We start from the raw sequence: 19,871 nt of genomic DNA on the forward strand, positions 1-19,871 counted from the left end.
GCTGCGCTTCCTGACGGAACTGCTCCAATTCCTTCTCCAACTCCATGGACCACCTCCCTGGCGTGTGGCCAAGGGAGGTCTCATGAGAGGCCGGAGCCCGTCACGACGGGGCACGGCGAGGTCTTACGACAGCACCCGCAGCGCAACGTTCCCCCTCCGCCCCCCGGACGCGCTCGGGTTGCCGCACAGCTTCGAGCTGGGCGGCTCCTCTCTCCTCACGGCATGGCGCCGCGCGTCCTGGCTACGGGTGCGCAGCGTCGGTCACTCGGCAGCCGGGAGCGTTTCACCCATGCAGGGGCAACACGGAGCACACAACCATTACCCACAGGCCAGCGCTGAGGAACGGCGGGAACCTCACGCGTCCGTGGCCAAGAGGCGCGGCATTCTCAGGAGTGCGGCCCTTCCTCGAACCGAGAGAGCAGCGCCAGTGCGGGAGGGGAGCCAGCCATGAGCACGCCCCTCGTTGCTGCCGACACGGCGCCTGCGTTCCTCACGGTGGAGGAAGCCGCCGAATTGCTCCGCGTGAATCGAAAGACTCTCTACGAAGCGATCCGGCTGGAGCAAATCCCCGGCGTTGCTCGCATCGGCAAAACCCTACGCATCCGCCGCGCTGCCTTGCTAGAGTGGACAGCCGGTAAGGGCCGTGATTCTGCGCTTGGGAGTCGCAAATGAGCGTCAGAATGCGGAAGTGGCAGAACAAGGCAGGGAAGGCTGAGGAGGCTTGGCAAGTGGATTTCATCTTCCACCACCCGGACGGACGGCGGCAGCGAGTCGTGAAGTTCTCGCCTGTGCAGACGCGCCGGGGTGCCGAGCAGTACGAGCGCGAACTCCGCGCCTCTCTCCTCAATGGGACCTTCGGAAAGGAGAACACAGGGGAGCGCCCTATGACGTTGGCGGATTTTGCGCCGCGATTCCTCACCTACAGCGAGAACAACAACAAGCATTCAAGCGTCGTCACCAAGCGGCACCTGCTGGATGATCACTTGCTCCCGTTCTTCGGTCAGATGGCGCTGTCTGCCATTGGTCCGGCACAGATCGAGGACTTCAAAGCGCACATGCGCAAGAAGAAGTCCGCAGCGCGCGCCCGCAAGGAGGCCCCCACGAGGGCCGCCCTTCTTAAGCGCAGCGACGTGGAGCCAAAGCCCTTGAGCCTCAAGACGATCAACAACGTGCTCTCGGCGTTGAGCAAGCTGCTGGCACTGGCGCAGGAACAAGGGGAGATCGCGCAGGCTCCGCGCGTGAAGCTGTTCGGCAAGCTGCCCAAGCCCACGTTCGATTTCCTCAGCTTCGAGGAAGCCGCGCGGCTGATCGACGCAGCCGAGCCGGAGTGGCGGGCGCTGCTGCTGGTGGCGCTGAAGACGGGGCTTCGCCAGGGAGAACTGATCGGACTCCAGTGGAGCGATCTGGATTTGGCACAAGCACGGCTCAACGTGCGGCGTACCATCTGGCGCGGGGTGACGGACTTGCCCAAGGGCGGACGTGAAAGGACCGTGGACCTGCCCGCGTCGGCGGTGGATGCGCTCAAGGCGCACCGTCACCTGAGGGGCCGCTACGTGTTCTGCCAAGAGGATGGCCAGCCGCTTACTGAGGGCAAGATGAAGCAACCGCTTCGCCGCGCGCTCAGCCGGGCGGGCATCAGCCGTGAGGAGGGGCGGATCGGCTGGCATGATCTCCGCCACACCTACGCCAGCCACCTCGCCATGCGGGGCGTTCCGCTCAAGGTGATCCAGGAGTTGATGGGACACGTCACGATCGAGATGACCGAGCGCTACGCCCACCTGAGCCCCGACACGCGGCGAGAGGCGGTCGGTGTTCTTGACCGGCCCCTGCCGCTTGCGCCCGCATGCGACATACGTGCAACACGGATGGAGGAAGCCGCTAACCATCTGTAAAGACGTACTAAAAAAGTGGAGGCGGCGGGAATCGAACCCGCCGCTCGGAGCTTCGGACGAGCGCGATCCAACGCTCTCGCTGCTGGGGCATGCCGATACGCTCCAGCGGAGAACCGGCGTAGCCTTGACCCGCAGCACCTCGCTTGATTGAAAGGACGTGGCCATGCGTGCGCGAACTTGCAGCGCTCCCCTGCTCCTGTTCCTGCTCTCGGCCTGCGCCACGATGGATCCGGGCCCGGGAGAGTTGGAGGACCCGAGTCCCCTGAGTCCGAGATTCGCCAACCTTCAGCGAGCGGCGCAGTACCCGTGGACGGATGATGGGAAATGCGTGGTGCGGGAAGCCTCCAACGAGTGGCCGATCCTTGCGGAGCGGTGCTTTCATGCTCTCGATCGCGACAGGGTCAGGTTTCGGGATGTCACCAAAAGATGCGCTGTCGCCTACGCGGATGCAGCCGCTCCCGCCGTCGTGGCCCTCTGTGTTTTCGCGGCACCCGAGATCGTCGTCGGTGCAGTGATTGTTATTGGCGCGGTGGTGGTAGCCGCCGCCATCCAGGAGGGGATTGATGCTTATCAACGGAACGCATCCCGCGAGCGCGTGAAGCCCAAGGCTCAAACGCAGACCGCTCAGGAACCGTTATCGAACCGAACGCCAAAGCCAAAGGGGTCACCCACCGGAGACATCTTCCCCCCTCCGCCAGAAACCACACCGCGCCGTCCGTCGTGCGAGCCCATCCCGGTGCCGCACGCGGGCGGAGATGTCCCGCATAACGAGTGCGCTGATAAGTTTCCGCCCAACCGTTATCCCGGCATGGACGTATTCGTGGGCAGTGAGCGCTTCGATGCACTGCAAGTCGGTGTGCGCGTGCTGTGGGAGATCAAGACCCACCGGTTTGACACCTACCCTGACTTTATCCAGGAGCGGGAGCTTGATAAAGAGATCGCGCAATTGACTAAGGAACGCGACGCTGCGCGGGTCTGTGGATACGACTTCATCGTTGGGGTGAGCACGCAAGCGCACAAAGATGCGCTGCTGCAACGGGATGAGTCCCTTAAGATCGTCGTCACGGGGTGTAAACGATGACTAGGCGTAGAGCCCTCAGCGTCAGAGTCTACGCGCCTGCGCTCGTGGGCAAAGACGGCCGCACGCTCGATGTCATCCATGGGATGGAAGCGGCACTTCCCGGTTTGCGCATGGCGTGGAGGATCTCCGAAGGCGGGCGCCCCATCGCCTTGCCGCATCGCGACGCGTGGCTCGCGGAGAGGACGCAGAACGGGGGGTTCCCTCTTCTGTGCAACGGGGACGAGAGTTACCCCGTGACGGTTTCGGGGAGGGGAACCTCGGCACTCTTCAGCCCGGGCGGTCAGTCCCTGTTTGAAGTGAACGCAAAACTGCCACTGGACGAGCCCGTCATCGTGGCAGCGGCGGCTATGCTTGAGGCCGTGGCGGAGGGGGCGCGCTCGTTCTGGGGGCGTGCGACGCCAGACGACGCTGCGCTGGACATCGCGTATCAGACAGCACCCACGCAGGAAGGGCCGCCGTCCCCACGCCGGGGGCTGCCCGCACTGAAGCTCTCCCAGCACATCCGTTCGCCTGAGATTCCCTCCTACCTCGGGTGGCTGAACTATTGGTCTGCCGCTGCCGGGCAGGCCATCGGCTTCCCGGATCCTGTCCGTGATGCCGAACTGCTTACGCGGGCGCGTCGCACCCCGTCGGGCGGTTGGGTTGTGAAGCTCACGAATGAGCCGCTCAATCTCGACAACCCCGCCCACCTGGACGCGCTCAAGCGGGCCTACGAGCGCTTCCCGGAGATCGGCGGGCGCGACTCTCCACGCTGAAGGAGGCTGCTGCGCGTCTCCTGCCACACTCCACCGGCCCGAGCTGGCACTGAGGGACGCGACCTGCGCCCGGGCCGAGCTGGCGCTATCTGACGCGCGCCACCATGGCGAGGTGGCGCTGTCCAACGCGCGCGCCCCCAGGCCGAGCTGGACGCGGCGACCCTGGCTGCCCGCCCTGACGAGGCCACTGTCCGACTCGGCCACCTGAGCGCGTGCCATGAGCCTTGGGGACTTGGACCTGGTCCTTTTTTTGGTCCCGAAAAATCGGATTTGGTCCCCACATGCGAGCCCCGACCCCGTTCTCAGAGGGCGGCGCCTTGAAAGCGGTGGGTTGCTCGGCTTGGAAGCGACGGCAATCGAACCCGCCGCTTCGCTCTCACCGAGATGCAACGCTCAGGAACCCCTTCAGCCGCCCCTCGGCCAGCACGACGCCCGTGATGACCAGCCCCGCCCCGGCGAACAGCCTCCAGCTCAGGGGCTCGTCCAGGACGAGCACCCCCAGCGTGACAGCGACGATGGGGATGACGTAGGTGACCAGGGACGCGCTGGTGGCCCCGGTCTCCTCCACCAGCCGGTAGACGAGGAGGTAGGCGACGCCGGTGCCAATGGCGCCGAGGATTCCGACACTCCCGACCACGACCGGCGTGAGATTCATCTCGCCTCGTGCAATCCCTGGCGCTGCAATCCAGAGGAGGAGGGCCGCCAGGCTGATCTGCCCGGCCGAGAGCGCGACGGGCGCGAGGCGACGCCCCGTGATGAACTTCCGGGCGTAGACGAAGCTCACGCCATAGCAGACCGCAGCTCCGAGGCATGCGAGCTGTCCGGCGATGGAGTCCATGGCCTGGCCCGAGTGCCAGGGGTTGATGATCACCGCCACCCCGACGAACCCCAGCAGCAAGCCGCTGATCCGGGCGGAGGAGAAGCGCTCCTCCGGAAGGAACAACCCGGCCAGGATCATCGTGAAGAGGGGAGTGGTGGCGTTGAGCACCCCCGCCAGGCTCGAGGAGATCCGAAGCTGGCCCCATCCGAAGAGGAAGAAGGGGATGATGTTGGCCACCAGCGCCATCACCGTCAGGTGGAGCCAGAAGGTGGGCTCCCTCGGCAGGGTCTTTCGCTGGCTGAGCGCCACGATCAGGAGCACCACTGCCCCCGCCGTCAGCCGCCCGAGCACGATCTGGATGGGACTCAGCCCGCCCAGGGCGAGCTTGATCAGGAGGAAGCTCGCGCCCCAGATGCACGCCAGGACGCCGAGCCGGATGAGGTTGCGACCGGACATGGAAGGACTTCCACTTAGCACGCCTCCGCGCGCAGGCGGTCCAGGTCCAGCTCCTCCACCTCCCGGCGGCCGATGAAGAGCTCACGGAAGACCGCATGGACGAAGCGGTCCTTCGCGCGGTAGTCGCGCACGTTGGAGAGCCCGAGGTAGCGGGCGAAGATGGCGTTGGCGCCGGAGCCCTCGTGGACTCCGATCTTCGTCCGGTACGCCACCTCGTGCGGAAGCCAGCCCTCTCGGAACGAAAGGTCCCGGAGGACCTTCTTGACCTCCTGGCCCTGAAGCTTCATGCGCCCCGGCACCGACAGCGCGAACGCCATCAGGCGGGAGTTCCAGTAGGGATTCCTCACCAGGAGCCCGAAGCGGGACGCGAGGAACGGGGAGAACTCCCCCGTCCACAGGGTCCTGCTGACGAGGCCGAAGAGGTACGCGTTCGCCTGCTCGGGGCCGATCTCCGGTGGGCATACACCCGCGAAGAGGAGGTCGGCGCCGTACCCGGTGAGCAGGACGTCCGCGCGGCCCTCGATGCTCTGGTACAGCAGGTAGAGCGGAGAGGCGATCTCCGCGGAGAGGGAGTCGAACAGCTCGTTGTAGAAGACGGCATTGACGATGCCGTGGATGATGGTGGCGGAGCGGACCTCGTGCTCCTGGTGCTCCGAGCCGGCGAACCGGGCCGCGACCCGTGCCTCCGGGAACTCGTTGGCCAGCTCCGTCCCGACCGAGAAGGTTCGCGTTCCCTTCTGCCGCCGCACCGCGAGCGAAGCCACGAGGCTCGAGTCCAGGCCGCCCGACAGCGACACGCCCAGCTGGCCGCTCGCGCCCCATCCCTGGGTGCATTCGTCGAGGCTCTGCTCGACGAGCTGCTTGAGCCTGGCGCTCACCGCCTCGACGCTGCCGGTGAGCGAGCCCGGACGGTGGATGCGGAAGTATCGCCCCGCTCCCGTCTGGATACCCTTCACCGAGAACTCCACCCAGCCGCCCGGCGCGACCTTCCGCACGTTCTCGAACATGGAGAAGTCATCCGGGAGCTCAGCGCTCGAGTCGAACGCGGCCAAGGGCTTGAGCACCAGGGGGCCCAGGACGCCCGACCGGAAGGCCTTGGCCTCGGTGGTGAAGACGACCCCACCGGGCACGGCGAAGAACATCAGGGGCATGAGGCCGAGCGCGTCCCGGGCCGCCACCACTTTCCCCTGTCGCTTGTCGAAGACGAGCAGGGCGAAGCGCCCCTCCACCAGCTGGAGCGCCTCCAGGCCCAGGAAGTCCACGAGCGCGTGGACGAGCTCGAGGTCCGAGGCCTGTGCCAGGGACGGATTTCTCGCCATCAGCACGTAGGCCAGCTCTCGCCGGTTCAGCAACTCACCCGACCAGACGAAGACGCGCTCGCCGAAGTCCTGGACGTGCGCCTCCCATGAGTCGTCGACCGCGCCCGCGTTGAACCCCACCTGCAGGGCGCCAAAGGCGGAGCCTTTCCCCCCCGCGGCTTGGGGGCTGAGCTGAGCGGCCATCTCGAGGAGCGCCGGCTCGCGAGGTGAGCCAAGTGTCGCAACAAAGGAAGGAATCGGGAGCTTCGTCGGGGGAGTCGGGCGTCTCATTTCGGCGCCGCGTTCTCCTCAATTGGTACGCTCGGGGAGATACCACTTTGGTGGTATCGCTCGGCTCCAGCGCTCTCCCTAGCCTGCGCATCCTCTGACGTTTGTCAGGTGATCTGGCTGAGGAGTTCATGGAGAGCATTCTGCGCGAAGAGTTGGACCAGGGCGTCCTGGTCCTTACCTTTCATAGCGCTGGCCCGCACAACCCTGTCAGTCGCGCCCTCGAGCGCGCGATCATCGCCGCGTGCAAGCGGGCCGAGGAGGACGAGTCCGTCCACGCCGTGGTCCTCTGGGGGGGGCCGGAGCGGTCCTTCAGCGCGGGGGGAGACTTCAACGAGGTGAAGAACCTCGCTGGAGGCCCCGAGGTCAAAGCGTGGATCGAGGGCACGCTGGAGCTCTACCGCTCCATCCTGGACCTCACCAAGCCCACCGTCGCGGCGGTGGATCGCTACGCCATCGGCATCGGCTTCCAGCTGGCGCTCACCTGTGACTGGCGGGTGGGCACCGAGCGGTGCCAGTTCATCATGCCGGAGCTGAAGCACGGCATCGCCTGCTCGCTGGGCAGCTACATGCTGGAGAAGAGCTTCGGACGGCTGGCGATGACCGAGCTCATCTATGGCGGTGAGCCGGTGGATGCCCCCACCGCGCGCCGGATGAGCCTCCTCAATGAGCTCAGCTCCGTTCCGGAGCTCCTCGCTACGGCCCGTGCGGCCGCCGCGCGGCTGGCGGGCTATCCGCAGCTTCCGCTCCGAAGGACCAAGCGCTTCGCCAACACGCGCTTCAGCGAGGGGCTGCGCGAGATCGCCAGTCAGTCGGTCGCCATCCACTCGGAGGCCTTTGCCCACAAGACGGCGCAGGCGCACTTCAAGGCGGTGCTCGGCGCGAAGTACGCGGCGGGGGCTTCTCCCGCCTCCGGTACGGCCGCCCAGGAAGCACCCGCCTCCCTGGAAACGAAGCACGCCGATGGAGCTTCCTTGAATGGCCACACCTGAGCACAGCGGCCTGTCGCACGGACCGAGCGAGCTGCGGCTTCCCTTCAAGGTGGGGGCTCGCACCCGCTTCAGCCATTCCAGCCGGGTGGTGAATGGCATTGGGGATCTCCGGCTCCACCTCTCCCAGGCGCCACGGCTGGCCCAGGTCCAGATGGTGGAGCGGTCCCGTCAGGCGTTCGAGCACCTGCGGAAGCTCCCGGATGAGGAGTGGTTGGCACTGCTGCGGGAGGTCGGGCGGCTCCTCGACGAGGAGTCCCTGCCCATCGGAGACACTCCCGTGGACCCGGAGACGCATGTGGATCTCGTGACGCGCGTGACGGGCGTTCCCACGGTCCGGGTCCGGAGCGCGCTCAAGTCCCTGGTGACCGACCTCCAGCGGATGGAGACCATCCTCTCCACGCAGTCGCCGGATGGGACGGCCGCGGTGTTCCGGACTGGCAGGAGCGAACGGGCGGAGCACGCCTGGACGCTCGCGCCCCAGGGAGAGCAGCTGGCCGTGCGCGTCCCGGCCAACTCCCCGGCCATCAACATCACCTGGCTCATCGCCTTCGCCCTGCGGCGTCCTGTTCTCCTCGCCGCGTCCGCCTGGGAGCCCTTCACGCCGCTGCGCCTGATCGAAGCCATCTACAGGGCGGGCGCTCCGGATGGCGCGGCGTCCCTCGCCTTCGGCGACCTGCTGCCCTTCATGGAGATGGCCGACCAGGTGCTCTGGGCCGGTGACGTGGCTGATCAGCTCTTGTCTCGCGGCCGTCGACTGAAGACCTACCACCAGGGGCGCAGCAAGGCCGTGGTCGTGGGCGAGTTGACGCCCGAGCGGGTGGATGCGCTCACCCGCATGGCCCTCAGCGGCGCGGGCAGGCTGTGTACCAACCTGAGCGGTCTGCTGGTGGTGGGAGATGCCGAGCGCGCGGGCCTGATGCTGGCGGAATCGCTGGCGAAGCTTCCCATCCTTCCTCTCACCCATCCCCACGCGGTCGTCCCTGCCTTCCCCAACCCCGCGATGGCCCGGGCCATCGACGCGGAGATTCGTGCCGCCGAGGCGCGGGGCGCCATCGACCTCAGCGCGCGCTGCACCGCGCAGGAGCGGCTCGTGACCGTGGACGGCGTGAGCTTCCTGCGGCCCACGGTGCTGCTGGTGGACGGGGAGGACCGCTTCTTCGGTGCGGAGCTTCCCTTCCCGTTCGTGACGGTGGCACGGGCCCGCGCGGACGAACTCCCGGCGCGCTGCCGCAACTCCCTGATCATCTCCACCTTCAACGCGGACCGCGAGCTCGTGCGACGGCTGGCCCAGGAGCCGAGCGTCGACAAGGTCTTCCAGGATGACTTCGCCTCCCGGGGCTACGACTCCACCGACCCGCACGAAGGCTTCATGTCCGAGTTCCTCTTTCTCAAGAAGGCCATCTGGCCTTGTCCCGCCGAGGTTTGAAGATGCCGTCCGGAAATCTCTACTTCCCTGACACGACTTTCCTCCGGAGGGTGATGCAGTCCCACTTCGAGCCGGAGACCGGGACACCGTACTGGCTCCAGCGGGACCGGGCGCTCGAGGCCCAGGCGTTGGAGCGCGTACAGACCTTCGAGGACTTCAAGCGGCTCGTGGGCTTCCGGAACATGGAGGAGCAGCAGCGCTTCGAGCGTGACACGCGCTTCATGCCGCTGGAGACGTTCATCCCCCGAAGCGCGCTGCAGAAAGAGTCCTTCATCTGGGCCTCGCAGACGGGGGGGACGACCGGCGCGCCCAAGCATGGCACCTGGGGCTCCTCGTACTGGAAGTCGGTGCTCCAGTTCTCCGACGAGATGCTGGACGCACACGGCGTCCCCCGGGGCGTGAACTGGCTGTTCATCGGTCCCACGGGGCCGCACACGACGGGACGATGGGTCATCTCCATGGCGGAGCGTCGGGGAGGCCGATGCTTCTCCATCGATCTCGATCCGCGCATCGTGAAGATCTTCGGCACGGAAGGGATGTGGTCGGCCTACGAGCGCTACGTCCGGCACATCTGGGAGCAGGTCGACCCCATCCTCAAGCACCAGAACATCGGGGTCCTCTTCGCCACCTCCCGGCTCCTGGAGATGATTCCGGAGAAGGTGGGTCTGGCGCAGTTCAAGAAGCTGAAGGCCATCGTGCATGCGGGGACGACGATGACGCGGGACACCCACCAGATGCTCCGTGAGGAGTGCTTCCCGGGCGTCCCCATCGTCGGCGTCTACGGCACGTCCACCACCAGCGTCAGCTACCAGAAGCCGCCGGATCCGGACGATGACGGGCGGGTCATCTACATCCCGTCCTCGCCCCACGTGGTCATGGAGTGCGTGGACGAGCAGGGCCAGCTCGTGGAGTACGGGCGGGAGGGCCGCGTGGCCACGTACCGGTTCACCGAGGACTCCCTCATCCCCGGCTTCTGGGAGCGGGACATGGCCTTCCGGGTCAAGCCGTTCGGGCGCCATGCGGCGAAGTACCCCTGGGACTGGATCGAGGACCCCTACAGCCCGGAGTTCACGGTCGAGGGCAAGGTCGAGGGCGTTTACTGAAAGGCGGCGGCGTCATGAAAGTTCTTCTGGTCTGGCCTCGAAGCGAGTCGGTGGTGTTGAGCGACGAGCTGAGCTGCTGCGAGCCCCTTCCCCTGGAGTACCTCGCGGGAGCCCTCAAGGGACGCCACGAGGTGGAGATCCACGATTGCCGCCTCGATCCTCCGCTCGAGCAGCGCGCTCGAGAGGGCGCGGCCTATGACGTGGTGGGAGTGGCGGTTCCCTTCACGTGCTCGGCCCGTGCGGCGGTGCAGACCGCCCGTGAGGTGAAGCGACTGTGGCCTCGCGCGCTGCTGGTGCTGGGCGGCCACCACCCGACGGTCTCCAATGAGTGGTTCGCCGACTGCCCCGCCGACTACGTCATCCTCGGGGAGGGCGGAGATGCGCTCCGCGGCCTCTCCGATGCGCTGGAGCAGGGCACCCCCCTGAGCGACGTGGCCAACCTCGTGCCCTTCGAGCGGTTCCTCAAGGACGGACCACCGCCCGTGGGGGCGACGGCCAAGGATGTGAAGCACCTCGCGAAGCCGGACCGGAGCCTGCTCACCCGCCACGCCCAGCGGTACTTCCATTCCTATTACCGTCCCACCGCTCTCATCCGTTTCTCCGCGGGGTGCCCGTACCGCTGTGACTTCTGCATCCTGTGGAAGCTCACCGCCGGGCGCTATTTCACCAAGGCCGTCGACGGCGTCCTGGAGGAGCTCTCCGAGATCTCCTCCGAGAACATCTACGTCGTGGATGATGAGGCGTTCATCGTCGCCAAACGCATGCATGAGCTGGCGGACGCCATCGCCACGGCGGGTTTCCGGAAGAAGTTCCACATGTACATCCGGGCCGACACCGCGGTGCGGAACCCCGCGCTGATGGAGAAGTGGCGCGGCGCGGGGCTGGACTCGGTGCTCATCGGGGCCGAGTCGCTGGAGGAGGACGAGCTCGATGCGTACAAGAAGGGCGCTGGGGCCTCGGAGACGGTGCAGGCCATGCGGCTCTTCCACTCCCTCGGGGTGAAGGTGCGCGCGAACTTCATCGTGCGTCCGGACTTCGAGCGGAAGGACTTCGCCCGGGTGGCGGCCCAGGTGAAGACGCTCGGCGTGGACCTGCCCAGCTTCTCCGTGCTCACCCCACTGCCCGGCACCAACCTCTACGAGCGCGTCCGCTCCGAGTTCTTCGTGGACGGTCCGGAGCTCTACGACTGCTACCACACGCTGCTCCGGACGAAGCTGCCCCTGGAGGAGTTCTACAGCGCCTTCGCCGACCTGATTCAGGGCACGGCCGCGCGCACCGACGTCCCCGGCGCCAGTCAGGCCCCCGTCTTCTATTACTCCACCGGCTCCGCCTTCACTCGGATGATCCAAGCAGTCCGAGATGGCCACAAGCTGGGGGAGCCCGTCTCCGGGACTCCGCACCTGCCACCCGCCGCTCCGGCGAGCTACCCGCTCCCGGTCGTGAGCTGAGGCCGGGCGGGATCGCTCCGAGCAGTGCCAGAGGGAACAGGACGGATGTGCACGGCAATCTTCGTGTTTCGTCCAGGGGAGGCCTGGCCTCTCCTGTGTTGTGGCACCCGGGATGAGGTACGCACCCGCCCCTGGCGTCCTCCCGGGGCGTGGTGGCCCGCACAGTCCCCTCGCGTTGTCGGAGGACTGGATGAGCAGGCGGGAGGTACCTGGCTGGCGGTGGACCCCCGCTCGGCCCGGGCCGCCGTCGTGTTGAACCGGTCGGAGCCGACCGGGGCAGAAGCCTCCCTCAGTCGGGGCAGGCTCCCACTCTGGGCTGTCTCCCAGCCAGACTTCAGCCTCTCCACGGCGGAGGCGGAGCTGTTCCCGCCTTTCAACCTCCTGCTCATGAGCCCGACGCGCTGCTCCTGGTGGAGGTGGGACGGCACCGGGCTTCGCTCACGGAGTCTGGGCCCGGGCACGTACATCCTGACGTCCGCGGACCTCAACGACACGGAGGCCAGCCCGCGGCATCGAAGGTGGCTTCCCCGCTTTGTCGAGGCGGAGCTGCCAGAGCCCTCGCGGGAGGACTTCCTGGGGGCGTGGGGCGGCTGGCCGGAGCTTCTCGCCGACCCACACTCACCGTTCGACGACTGGACCGCGCTGAACGTCAAAGGCTTCTCGCACCTCCCAGGGTACGGGACGTCCTCCGCGGCGCTGGTCGCCCTGTCCGCCCAGGGGACTGCCCGATATGACTTCTGCCAGGGCCCTCCCCACTCTGGCACGTGGCGGCGCGTCCTGTGAGCAATGAGACGTGCGAGCTCCGAGGCCTCCTCGAGCGTGAGCTCCAGTCGAGGCCCAGGCGCTCGCTGGAGATTGCCGGCTTCCGGCGTGCGGCGGTCCTCGTCCCTCTCAGATGCGAGGGCGGAGCGCTGCGGACGACGCTGATCGTTCGTGCGGCGCGTGCGCCCACGCATGCAGGGGATGTGGCCTTTCCTGGGGGATTGGTCGCGCCGGGTGACCAGACCTCGGTGGACACCGCCTTGAGGGAGGCCGAGGAAGAGGTTCACCTCGCGCGCGCGTCGGTCAAGGTGCTCGGCCTGCTCGACGACACCCCAAGTGGCGCGGGCTTCATCATCACCCCGGTGGTCGGATGGGTGCTCGGGGATGCACACCTCGGACACGATGGCTGGGAGGTGTCCGAGTCCCTCGACGTCTCGGTCCAGGAACTCTCGGCGCCGGAGCGACTGACGCGAGCCGGAGTGCGCCAGATTGGCGGACAGCGCTACGCTGCGCTCGAGTATCGCCTGGAGCGGCACCGCATCTGGGGAGCCACTGCCCGGGTGGTGCAACAGCTGCTGGAGATCCTGGAGCGCGCGGCGACGTCGCAGGGAGGGGCATGTGAAGCAGAAGGCCTGCATCATCATCTACAGGAATGACAATGCCTATCACCGCTCGAACCTCGCGGGGTTCATGCGTGCCATCCGGGAGGCAGGTGCCCTGGGCATCTGCCTGGCTCCACAAGGCGTGACCTTCGCCGATGGAGAAGTGGACCTGAGCCGCTCGTACCGCAGTGGTGGCACGCTGCTACTCGCGCCAGGCTCATCGGACGTGCCGGAACTCCGGCGGGAGGTGGGGTTTCTCTGCGAGAGCTTCGAGGTCCTGCGGATCTTCCCGTGTGTGGAGGATGACGTCTTCACCGCCGCGCTCTGCAGGAGGGACTTCCAGGTTCCGGGGCTGCTTCCCGAGGACGCCATCCACTTCCGCGACAAGAACGTGATGGCGCGCCGGGCGGAGGAGCTTGGCGTCCGGGTAGCGGGGTGGGGACTGCCCCTCACACTTCAGACGATCCAGGACTTCATCCGCGACAACGGATTCCCGATCATCATCAAGCCCTTCGATGGACTGGCCGGGCGTGACACCTACAAGGTCTCGTCCGAAGCAGCGCTGGAGCGGGTCTGGACGGCGGTGCGGGACACGCGGCACGACTACCGCGTCGAGAAGTTCGTCGTGGGCTCGCAGTACCACGTCGACATGCTGTTCCGAGAGGGCGAGCCCGTCTTCCAGGCGGTCTGTCGCTACACACATAACGTCCTGGAGTACCAGTCCAACAAACCTCTCGGGAGCGTGCTCCGGATGGACCTCTCCCATGCACCCGAGTCGGACATGGTGCGCGACTGCTGTACCCTGGTGCGCGGGTTTGGCCTTGGAACAGGCGTCATCCATGCGGAGTTTTTCCTGCCCGAGGACGGGCAGCCCGTTTTCGGGGAGGTCGCTGCCCGACTGCCGGGGGGCTACATCGTTCCCCTCTATGCCGAGGCCTTCGGCGTACACCTGGCCTACGAGTGGGCGCGTGCGGAGTTGGAGCCCGCCTACTCGCTGGTGCCTCCCAGGAGGCGTCCCATGGCAGCGGAGTTCATCACGACGTCGAAGCGGGGCAAGCTCGTGCAGGTCGCGGCCCCCGTGGAGCCGCAGGTGGCCAGCCACATCGCCGAGGTGAAGTTCACCCGAAAGCTCGGCGATGTCATCACCGATCCCCGCTTCGTCGCCCACGACACCCTGGGGTACTTCCTCGTCAGGGGTGACTCGGAGGAGGACGCCTTCCACGCGCTCTCCAGGGTCCGGGAGCACTTCACGATCGAGCTGGAGCCCACCCGGGGCTGACGCCCCGTTCTCCTCTGCCCAACGTATCATCCGGAGGAGGCCGTACCTCATCCGAGGGACATGATGCGTGAAGCCACAGCTGGGTCGGACGAAAACCCTCGCCCCGGTGTCGTCTCGAGCCTCGGGCGATGGATGGTGGCCGCGCTCGTCACTGCTGGACTGATGACCGTCTCGAGCGTGGCGTACCCGTTCAGCAAGCAGGGTGCGTACCATCTGAGGAAGGTTTGGGGGCGAGCCCTGTTGCGGATCTTCGGGGTACGCCTGCGGGTGGAGGATCGGAACAGGGGAGCTTACGAGCGACCGCCGTACCTGTTCGTGTTGATGAACCAGACGAGTCTGTTGGAAGCGATCTCGATCTCCGCGGTTGCCCCGGTCCCGATGAACGCCTTCCTCAACATCGAGTTCGGGCTGATCCCGTTCCTGGGCTGGGGAGTATGGCTGCAGGGTGGGGTCATGGTGGTGCGCCAATGGGCGGCTCAGGCGAAGCGCGCGGCTCACAAGGCCAATCAACTGCTCCAGCGGGGAAACAGCTTTGCCATCTCCATCGAGGGGCGGAGGAGCCCGACCGGCGCGCTGCTCCCCTACAAGAAGGGCCCCGTGATCATGGCGCTGACCACGGGCGCGCGGATCGTCCCCTTGTACATGGTGGACGCGCGCCGGTTGTGGCCCTACGGCGAGTGGCGCGTGCGCCCGGGGGAGTTGACCGCCGTGCTCGGCACGCCCGTGTCGCTCGAGGGCCGCGCTCTTGAAGAGCGGGACATCATCGTTGCCGAGTTGGAGGCTCTGGCACGCGCGGAACTCTCGCGCCAGGGCTACAGCGGCGTGGCGCCTCCGCACCCAGAGGGGAGGTGACGGTTGCCGCTCGGCCCGGTCGAGCTCGTCAGGCAGTGAGCGACGGTGCTCGGGAGCCATTTGGGGTGTGTCCGTCACGCTGGCACAATTCCCCCATGGCTCCCGAATATCGCTTCTGGGTGGATGGGCGGATTCCCGTGCTCAAGGTGCATCACGAGCCCCGCCCATCCCCGGCGGTCATCGTTCTGCACGGACTCCGCTCCAAGGCGGATGACCAGCGCTACGATCTGGATCTGCTCGCCAACGCGGGGTTGACCGCCGTGGGCATCGACGCCCCGCATCACGGCGCACGGTGGGACGGGTGGGTGGAACGGATGGCCGACTGGGGCCCGTCGGCGTACCACGAGAACATTCTGCGCCTCGTCCTCGAAGCGGCACCGGATGTGAGCCGTGTCATCGATCATCTGAAGGACGAGGGCCACGGCCCCATCGGGGTCGTCGGTGTCTCCCTGGGTGCGTACACCGCGCTGACCGTGGCGACGTGGGACCCGCGGGTGGAGGCCACGGTCTCCATGCTGGGCTCTCCGGACTGGGCGCCTCGCGACGCGCCCATGACGCACGAAATCTACCAGCTCATGCAGCAGGCGCCGGTGCATCGCCCGGCGGACTGCGCGCGCAACCCGCTGCTGCTGATGAATGCGGGGCGGGACAACCTGGTGTCGCCCCACGGGTCTCGCGAGTTCGCGCGGAGAGCTTGGGACAACCACCCCTGGCTTGGCCGCTACGTCGAATATGTCGAGTACCCCGAGTCGGACCACTTCGTCCGCTCGGAGGACTGGTCGGACATGTGGAGCCGCGCACAGGGCTTTCTGCGCTGGCACCTTCGCGCCTGACGACAGGCCTTACCCCTGAGTCTCTTCAAATGCCCTGCGCTTTCAGGGCTTCGATTTCGAAGTCGCCATCGTCCACCAGTCGCTCCCAGCCTTCGAATTTGCCGAGTCCGAGCGAGCGGGCCATGGACAGCAGCAGGCTTTGGCCGGCCACGGTGCGGTCGGGCTGGAGCTGGTAGATGGGGTCGTTGAAGGCGGCTTGTGGCGTGGTGAGGGTCCAGCCCATCTGTTCGAATTGGGCAATCACATCGTCGAGCCACATCGCATTGATGAGGTTGTGGTGCAGCAGGATGACCTGCGGGATGTCCCTGCCCTGCAGCTTGTATGCGAGTTCGCGGTAGGCGATGGCGCGCTGCCGCACGTGCGCCAGATACGCGGCCTTGATGGGGGTGACGTCGGCCTTGGGGTTCTTCTTCAGGACCTCGATCAGCTTGTCGTTCAGGCGCCAGTCACTGGTGTCCAGTGAGACGTAGGCGTTGCGGTAGCCCTGCTCCTTCAGGAAGGCGCGCATGCCGTCGCGCTTTTCCAACGTGTCCCCTTCACGCAGGTACGTGAAGCGGAACCACTTCGTATAGCCGGGCAGCGTGGAGATGATGCGATCGCATTCGAGAATCTCCTGCTGGTACTGGGCCAGCGTGCTCTTGTGGAGGTCCGGATGCGACATCGTGTGGTTGCCGATGACGTGGCCGGCCTCGCCCCAGGCGCGCGCCAGGGCCAGGCCTTCAGGGCGGTTCGCGCCTCTGTTGGCGGTGACCATCAGCGCGGCCTTCGCCTTGTGTTTGGCCAGGGCGGCCAGCAGGGCCTGATTGCGCTGGGCGGCTGTCAACCGTGGGGTCTCTTCAAGGGAAGGGCCGTCGTCGAACGTGAATGCGACGGACTGTGCGAAGGCCGGAAAGGCGGCGAGCAGGAAGAAGGCGGCGGGGACGAGGTGACGAAAGGTCATCGGCATCGGAAAAGGAGGTTCAGGTTCGGGTGGCGGCCGAGACCTCGGCAAGCGGGATGCCTCCGGGCAACCATCATGGCCCGGGGATCAAAGCCTGAGCCGCCGACGAGCCGCTGCCCCGGCTTCCTGGAGGTTACCGCACTCAACCGTTGTCACGACAACCCTCGGTGAAGTCCTCCGAACATTCGGACGAGAAAACCCGGGCGTGCCAGCGCGGACATGCGCATCAGGTGGGGCACTTCATAAGGAAGTGCCATGAACCGACTCCCTCTCCTGATCCTGCTGCTGGGCCTATCCACCGCCGCATTCGCGCAGGAGCGCTCGCCCGACCCGAGCTTCCAGGCGAGCGTCATGAGCGAGCTGGGCTTCTTGAACGTGCATGCCAACACCGTCCGTTATGGCCAGGGCGGCTCCCTCTTCCGCTTCACGGAGGAAGGAGGCCAGGACAATCTCTTCCTCTTCACCCGGCTGAGCGCGGAGCTCTCCTGGCGCGGGCGGCACACCGCCGTGCTGCTGTACCAGCCGATTGATCTCCGGGGCGAGACGCTGCTGTCGCGGGACATCACCTTCTTCGATGACATCACCTTCCCTGCGGGCACGCCCATGGATGTGCGCTATGGCTTCTCGTTCTGGCGGGCGAGCTACCTCTACGACTTCCTCGCGGGCCCGGAGTGGGAACTGGCCGTGGGCGCCTCGCTGCAACTGCGCAACGCCACGCTCACCTTCACCTCGACGGATGGCCTCCGGCGGTGGTCCAGCCGGGACGTGGGGCCCGTGCCCGCGCTCAAGGTGCGTGGGCGCTACAGCTTCACTTCCGGGATGTGGCTCGGGTTGGAGGCAGACGGCATCTATGCCTCCGGCGGCTTGCTGAACCGGAACAATCGAGCGGATAGCTTCGACGCCGCGATCCTGGATGCCAGCGTGCGCGCGGGGATGCGAGTCACCCGCACGGTGGATGTGTTCCTCAACCTCCGCTACCTCGGTGGCGGCGCGCGCGGCACGGACGACGAGGAGGCCGCGAGGGGTCTTGGTGACGGCTACAGCAGCAACTGGTTGGACACCGCGAGTGTTACCCTGGGATTCATCTATCGGTTGCCCACGGGAAGCTGAGCCTCCCGCTCTCCGCGCGCGGTGGGACCCGAGCCGCCTGCAAACGTGAGAGGATGGGCGCTTCATGGCACGGCCTGTCTCTCGCCTCGAACCCGCGCCGCCCGCGCCTGCGGCGTCGATGCTGTTGCGCATCCCCGGTACGGACCCGCGGGAGGTGGACACCTTCTGGATTCGCGAGGTGTTTCGAGCGGATCGAGTGCCCCAGTTCACCCTTCGCGCGGTGCTGCTGGGGAGCGCGATGGGTGTCGTCGCCTGCGCCGTCAACCTCTACGCGGGGCTGAAGACGGGCATCATTCCCGGCGTGGCGATCATGGCCGGGTTGATCACGTACGTGAGCCACGACGCGATGCGACGCCTGACTCGGGGCATGCCCTTGTCACCGCTGGAGACCTGCTGTGCGCAGGCGGTGGCCTCCGCGGCGGGGTATGCGACGGGCAGCGCGTTGGTGTCCTCTCAGGGCGCCTATCTTCTCCTCACGGGACACCATCCGCCGGGGTGGACGCTGCTGGCGTGGACGTTCGTCCTCTCCGCGCTCGGGGTCTTCTTCGCGGTGCCCCTCAAGCGCCAGTTCATCGATCGCGAGCAGCTCCCCTTCGCCACGGGCACCGCCGCCGCGCTCACGGTGCGCGCCCTGCATGACACGGACACCGAAGGCCGCCCTCGGCTGCGCAGCCTGGGGTTGGGTGTGCTGGTCTCCAGCCTCGTGACCACGGGGCGGGATGCGCTCCAGCTCATGGCCTATACGGTGTCCTTCCCCGGGAGGCAGGGCGGGGTGCCGCTGGAGCGCCTGGGCTTCGGGCTGGACTTGAGCTTGATGCTCATGGGCAGCGGCGCGCTCCTCGGGCTGCGCATCACCGCCTCGGCCCTGCTCGGAGGGCTGCTGATGTACGGAGGGGTGGCGCCGCGCCTGGTCGCCGCCGGCATCCTGCCGCCCGATGCGGAGCTGAGCACCTTCCGCGAATGGAGCATGTGGCCTGCCGCCGCCGTCTTCATCTCCGCCGCGTTGCTGCGGCTGGTACTCCAAGGGCCGGCACTGTTCCGCGCCCTGCGAAGCCTTGCTTCCTCCCGTGACGCCTCCGCGCCACATCCCGTGGACGCGCTGCAGATCCCTCAGCGCTGGTGGGTGGGAGGAGTGGTGGTGCTGGTTCCCGCCACCGTGGCGCTGGCGAAGGTGGGCTTCGGCGTGCCGGTGCTCCACGCCACGCTCTCCGTGGCGCTCTCCTTCATCCTGGCGCTCATCGCAGGCCGCATCACGGGAGAGACGGATGTGACACCCGCGGATGCGCTCGGTTCGGTGACGCAGCTCACCTCGAACCTGCTCCAGCCACGAGACGCGGCGGCTGGCCTCGTCACCGCGGGCATCACCGTCAACACGGCCTGCTCCGCGGCGGACCTGCTGAGCGACTTGAAGACGGGACACCTCCTGGGCGCCCACCCACGCTGGCAGTTCCTCGCACAGCTGCTCGGCTCCGCGGTGGGGGCCGCCGCCGTGGTGCCGCTCTTCTATCTGTTGGTGCCAAGCCCCTCCGCGCTGGGCGGTGAGCAGTTCCCCGCCCCAGGCGTCACCGCCGCCGCGAAGCTGGCCCAGGTGCTCTCCACCGGCTTGGGCTCGCTGCCTCCCTCGCTCCTCGTGGCGTCGGGGTGTGCCGCGCTCCTCGCCGTGCTCCTCACCGGGGTGGAGCACCTGCTGCCGGAACGTGCCCGGCGCTGGGTTCCCTCGCCGGTGGGCCTGGGACTTGGGTTCCTCCTGCCCCTCTCCGCCACGATCAGCATCTGGCTGGGCGGGCTGGTCGCGGAGGGTGTGCGGCGCACGCGCCCCGTGGCTTGGGAGAGGCGCTTCCTCCCGCTGGCCACGGGCTTCATCGCGGGCGAGGGGCTCATGGGGGTCGCCCTGCTGCTGCTGGGATGAGGCCGGTCTGATAGCGTCATGGGGT

18 protein-coding genes are annotated in these 19,871 nt (G+C 67.1%); 15 read left to right on the forward strand and 3 right to left on the reverse strand.

All coding sequences use genetic code 11. The features are described from left to right. Positions 1-447 precede the first annotated feature (447 nt). The 4 genes from SYV04_RS18075 to SYV04_RS18090 all read left to right on the forward strand — a co-directional run bounded on the left by SYV04_RS18075 (position 448) and on the right by SYV04_RS18090 (position 3,728). Positions 448-672, forward strand: coding sequence for a helix-turn-helix domain-containing protein (locus SYV04_RS18075; protein WP_321547062.1), 225 nt, complete (start codon positions 448-450; stop codon positions 670-672). Continuing rightward, positions 669-1,892: a tyrosine-type recombinase/integrase gene (locus SYV04_RS18080; RefSeq protein ID WP_321547063.1), complete on the forward strand. Its 1,224-nt coding sequence runs from the start codon at positions 669-671 to the stop codon at positions 1,890-1,892. The genes SYV04_RS18075 and SYV04_RS18080 overlap by 4 nt, the downstream gene beginning before the upstream one ends. A gap of 163 nt (positions 1,893-2,055) precedes the next feature. Then, entirely contained in the window at positions 2,056-2,973 is a 918-nt protein-coding gene (locus tag SYV04_RS18085) for a DUF6310 domain-containing protein (RefSeq protein WP_321547064.1), read from the forward strand. Next, positions 2,970-3,728: a DUF5953 family protein gene (locus SYV04_RS18090; protein ID WP_321547065.1), complete on the forward strand. Its 759-nt coding sequence runs from the start codon at positions 2,970-2,972 to the stop codon at positions 3,726-3,728. Before SYV04_RS18085 ends, SYV04_RS18090 begins: the two co-directional genes overlap by 4 nt. 376 nt (positions 3,729-4,104) lie before the next feature. Here the strand turns inward: SYV04_RS18090 and SYV04_RS18095 are convergent, their stop codons facing one another. After that, the gene (locus tag SYV04_RS18095) at positions 4,105-5,004 is read right to left on the reverse strand and encodes a DMT family transporter (protein ID WP_321547066.1); all 900 of its coding nucleotides are present in this window, start codon (positions 5,002-5,004) and stop codon (positions 4,105-4,107) included. Between the two features lie 14 nt (positions 5,005-5,018). Then, a complete protein-coding gene (locus SYV04_RS18100; RefSeq protein WP_321547067.1) occupies positions 5,019-6,506 on the reverse strand; it encodes an asparagine synthase-related protein in 1,488 nt (495 codons plus the stop codon). A gap of 215 nt (positions 6,507-6,721) precedes the next feature. Here SYV04_RS18100 and SYV04_RS18105 point away from each other — a divergent pair, with 215 nt between their 5' ends. From SYV04_RS18105 to SYV04_RS18145, 9 genes are all read left to right on the forward strand, one after another. Continuing rightward, positions 6,722-7,582 carry an enoyl-CoA hydratase/isomerase family protein gene (locus SYV04_RS18105; RefSeq protein WP_321547068.1) on the forward strand — a complete coding sequence of 287 codons (861 nt, stop codon included), beginning with the start codon at positions 6,722-6,724 and terminating at the stop codon, positions 7,580-7,582. After that, positions 7,569-9,008 (forward strand): aldehyde dehydrogenase family protein, encoded by a 1,440-nt coding sequence (locus SYV04_RS18110; RefSeq protein ID WP_321547069.1) that lies wholly within the window; start codon positions 7,569-7,571, stop codon positions 9,006-9,008. The genes SYV04_RS18105 and SYV04_RS18110 overlap by 14 nt, the downstream gene beginning before the upstream one ends. Before the next feature lie 53 nt (positions 9,009-9,061). Then, positions 9,062-10,111, forward strand: coding sequence for a class I adenylate-forming enzyme family protein (locus SYV04_RS18115; protein WP_321547070.1), 1,050 nt, complete (start codon positions 9,062-9,064; stop codon positions 10,109-10,111). Positions 10,112-10,125: 14 nt separating this feature from the next. Further along, a complete protein-coding gene (locus SYV04_RS18120; RefSeq protein WP_321547071.1) occupies positions 10,126-11,559 on the forward strand; it encodes a B12-binding domain-containing radical SAM protein in 1,434 nt (477 codons plus the stop codon). Between the two features lie 45 nt (positions 11,560-11,604). Continuing rightward, complete coding sequence (locus SYV04_RS18125) at positions 11,605-12,342, forward strand: NRDE family protein (RefSeq protein WP_321547072.1); 738 nt, start codon at positions 11,605-11,607, stop codon at positions 12,340-12,342. Next, entirely contained in the window at positions 12,339-12,977 is a 639-nt protein-coding gene (locus tag SYV04_RS18130; protein WP_321547073.1) for an NUDIX hydrolase, read from the forward strand. The genes SYV04_RS18125 and SYV04_RS18130 overlap by 4 nt, the downstream gene beginning before the upstream one ends. After that, a complete protein-coding gene (locus tag SYV04_RS18135) occupies positions 12,940-14,202 on the forward strand; it encodes an ATP-grasp domain-containing protein (RefSeq protein ID WP_321547074.1) in 1,263 nt (420 codons plus the stop codon). The genes SYV04_RS18130 and SYV04_RS18135 overlap by 38 nt, the downstream gene beginning before the upstream one ends. Before the next feature lie 132 nt (positions 14,203-14,334). Next, positions 14,335-15,054 carry a lysophospholipid acyltransferase family protein gene (locus SYV04_RS18140; RefSeq protein ID WP_321547075.1) on the forward strand — a complete coding sequence of 240 codons (720 nt, stop codon included), beginning with the start codon at positions 14,335-14,337 and terminating at the stop codon, positions 15,052-15,054. A 95-nt stretch (positions 15,055-15,149) separates the two neighbouring features. Further along, on the forward strand, positions 15,150-15,887 hold the full coding sequence (locus tag SYV04_RS18145) for an alpha/beta hydrolase (protein ID WP_321547076.1): 738 nt from the start codon (positions 15,150-15,152) through the stop codon (positions 15,885-15,887). A gap of 25 nt (positions 15,888-15,912) precedes the next feature. Here SYV04_RS18145 and SYV04_RS18150 read toward each other — a convergent pair whose 3' ends face one another. Next, complete coding sequence (locus SYV04_RS18150; protein ID WP_321547077.1) at positions 15,913-16,833, reverse strand: polysaccharide deacetylase family protein; 921 nt, start codon at positions 16,831-16,833, stop codon at positions 15,913-15,915. A gap of 249 nt (positions 16,834-17,082) precedes the next feature. Here SYV04_RS18150 and SYV04_RS18155 point away from each other — a divergent pair, with 249 nt between their 5' ends. Both SYV04_RS18155 and SYV04_RS18160 read left to right on the forward strand, forming a co-directional pair. Next, complete coding sequence (locus SYV04_RS18155; protein WP_321547078.1) at positions 17,083-17,937, forward strand: hypothetical protein; 855 nt, start codon at positions 17,083-17,085, stop codon at positions 17,935-17,937. Between the two features lie 64 nt (positions 17,938-18,001). After that, a complete protein-coding gene (locus SYV04_RS18160; protein WP_321547079.1) occupies positions 18,002-19,846 on the forward strand; it encodes an OPT family oligopeptide transporter in 1,845 nt (614 codons plus the stop codon). Positions 19,847-19,871: the final 25 nt, after the last annotated feature.

Origin of the sequence: Hyalangium ruber, assembly GCF_034259325.1 — a bacterium.
Classification (GTDB): Bacteria; Myxococcota; Myxococcia; order Myxococcales; family Myxococcaceae; genus Hyalangium_A; species Hyalangium_A rubrum.

What these genes read in the sequence shown, in the direction of transcription:
- SYV04_RS18090 (WP_321547065.1), top strand. Translation starts at nt 2,970, where the DNA reads ATGACTAGGCGTAGAGCCCTCAGCGTCAGAGTCTACGCGCCTGCGCTC.
- SYV04_RS18115 (WP_321547070.1), top strand. Translation starts at nt 9,062, where the DNA reads ATGCAGTCCCACTTCGAGCCGGAGACCGGGACACCGTACTGGCTCCAG.
- SYV04_RS18080 (WP_321547063.1), top strand. Translation starts at nt 669, where the DNA reads ATGAGCGTCAGAATGCGGAAGTGGCAGAACAAGGCAGGGAAGGCTGAG.
- SYV04_RS18140 (WP_321547075.1), top strand. Translation starts at nt 14,335, where the DNA reads ATGGTGGCCGCGCTCGTCACTGCTGGACTGATGACCGTCTCGAGCGTG.
- SYV04_RS18095 (WP_321547066.1), bottom strand. Translation starts at nt 5,004, where the DNA reads ATGTCCGGTCGCAACCTCATCCGGCTCGGCGTCCTGGCGTGCATCTGG.
- SYV04_RS18105 (WP_321547068.1), top strand. Translation starts at nt 6,722, where the DNA reads ATGGAGAGCATTCTGCGCGAAGAGTTGGACCAGGGCGTCCTGGTCCTT.
- SYV04_RS18100 (WP_321547067.1), bottom strand. Translation starts at nt 6,506, where the DNA reads ATGGCCGCTCAGCTCAGCCCCCAAGCCGCGGGGGGGAAAGGCTCCGCC.
- SYV04_RS18160 (WP_321547079.1), top strand. Translation starts at nt 18,002, where the DNA reads ATGGCACGGCCTGTCTCTCGCCTCGAACCCGCGCCGCCCGCGCCTGCG.
- SYV04_RS18075 (WP_321547062.1), top strand. Translation starts at nt 448, where the DNA reads ATGAGCACGCCCCTCGTTGCTGCCGACACGGCGCCTGCGTTCCTCACG.
- SYV04_RS18145 (WP_321547076.1), top strand. Translation starts at nt 15,150, where the DNA reads ATGGCTCCCGAATATCGCTTCTGGGTGGATGGGCGGATTCCCGTGCTC.
- SYV04_RS18110 (WP_321547069.1), top strand. Translation starts at nt 7,569, where the DNA reads ATGGCCACACCTGAGCACAGCGGCCTGTCGCACGGACCGAGCGAGCTG.
- SYV04_RS18150 (WP_321547077.1), bottom strand. Translation starts at nt 16,833, where the DNA reads ATGCCGATGACCTTTCGTCACCTCGTCCCCGCCGCCTTCTTCCTGCTC.
- SYV04_RS18120 (WP_321547071.1), top strand. Translation starts at nt 10,126, where the DNA reads ATGAAAGTTCTTCTGGTCTGGCCTCGAAGCGAGTCGGTGGTGTTGAGC.
- SYV04_RS18085 (WP_321547064.1), top strand. Translation starts at nt 2,056, where the DNA reads ATGCGTGCGCGAACTTGCAGCGCTCCCCTGCTCCTGTTCCTGCTCTCG.
- SYV04_RS18155 (WP_321547078.1), top strand. Translation starts at nt 17,083, where the DNA reads ATGAACCGACTCCCTCTCCTGATCCTGCTGCTGGGCCTATCCACCGCC.
- SYV04_RS18125 (WP_321547072.1), top strand. Translation starts at nt 11,605, where the DNA reads ATGTGCACGGCAATCTTCGTGTTTCGTCCAGGGGAGGCCTGGCCTCTC.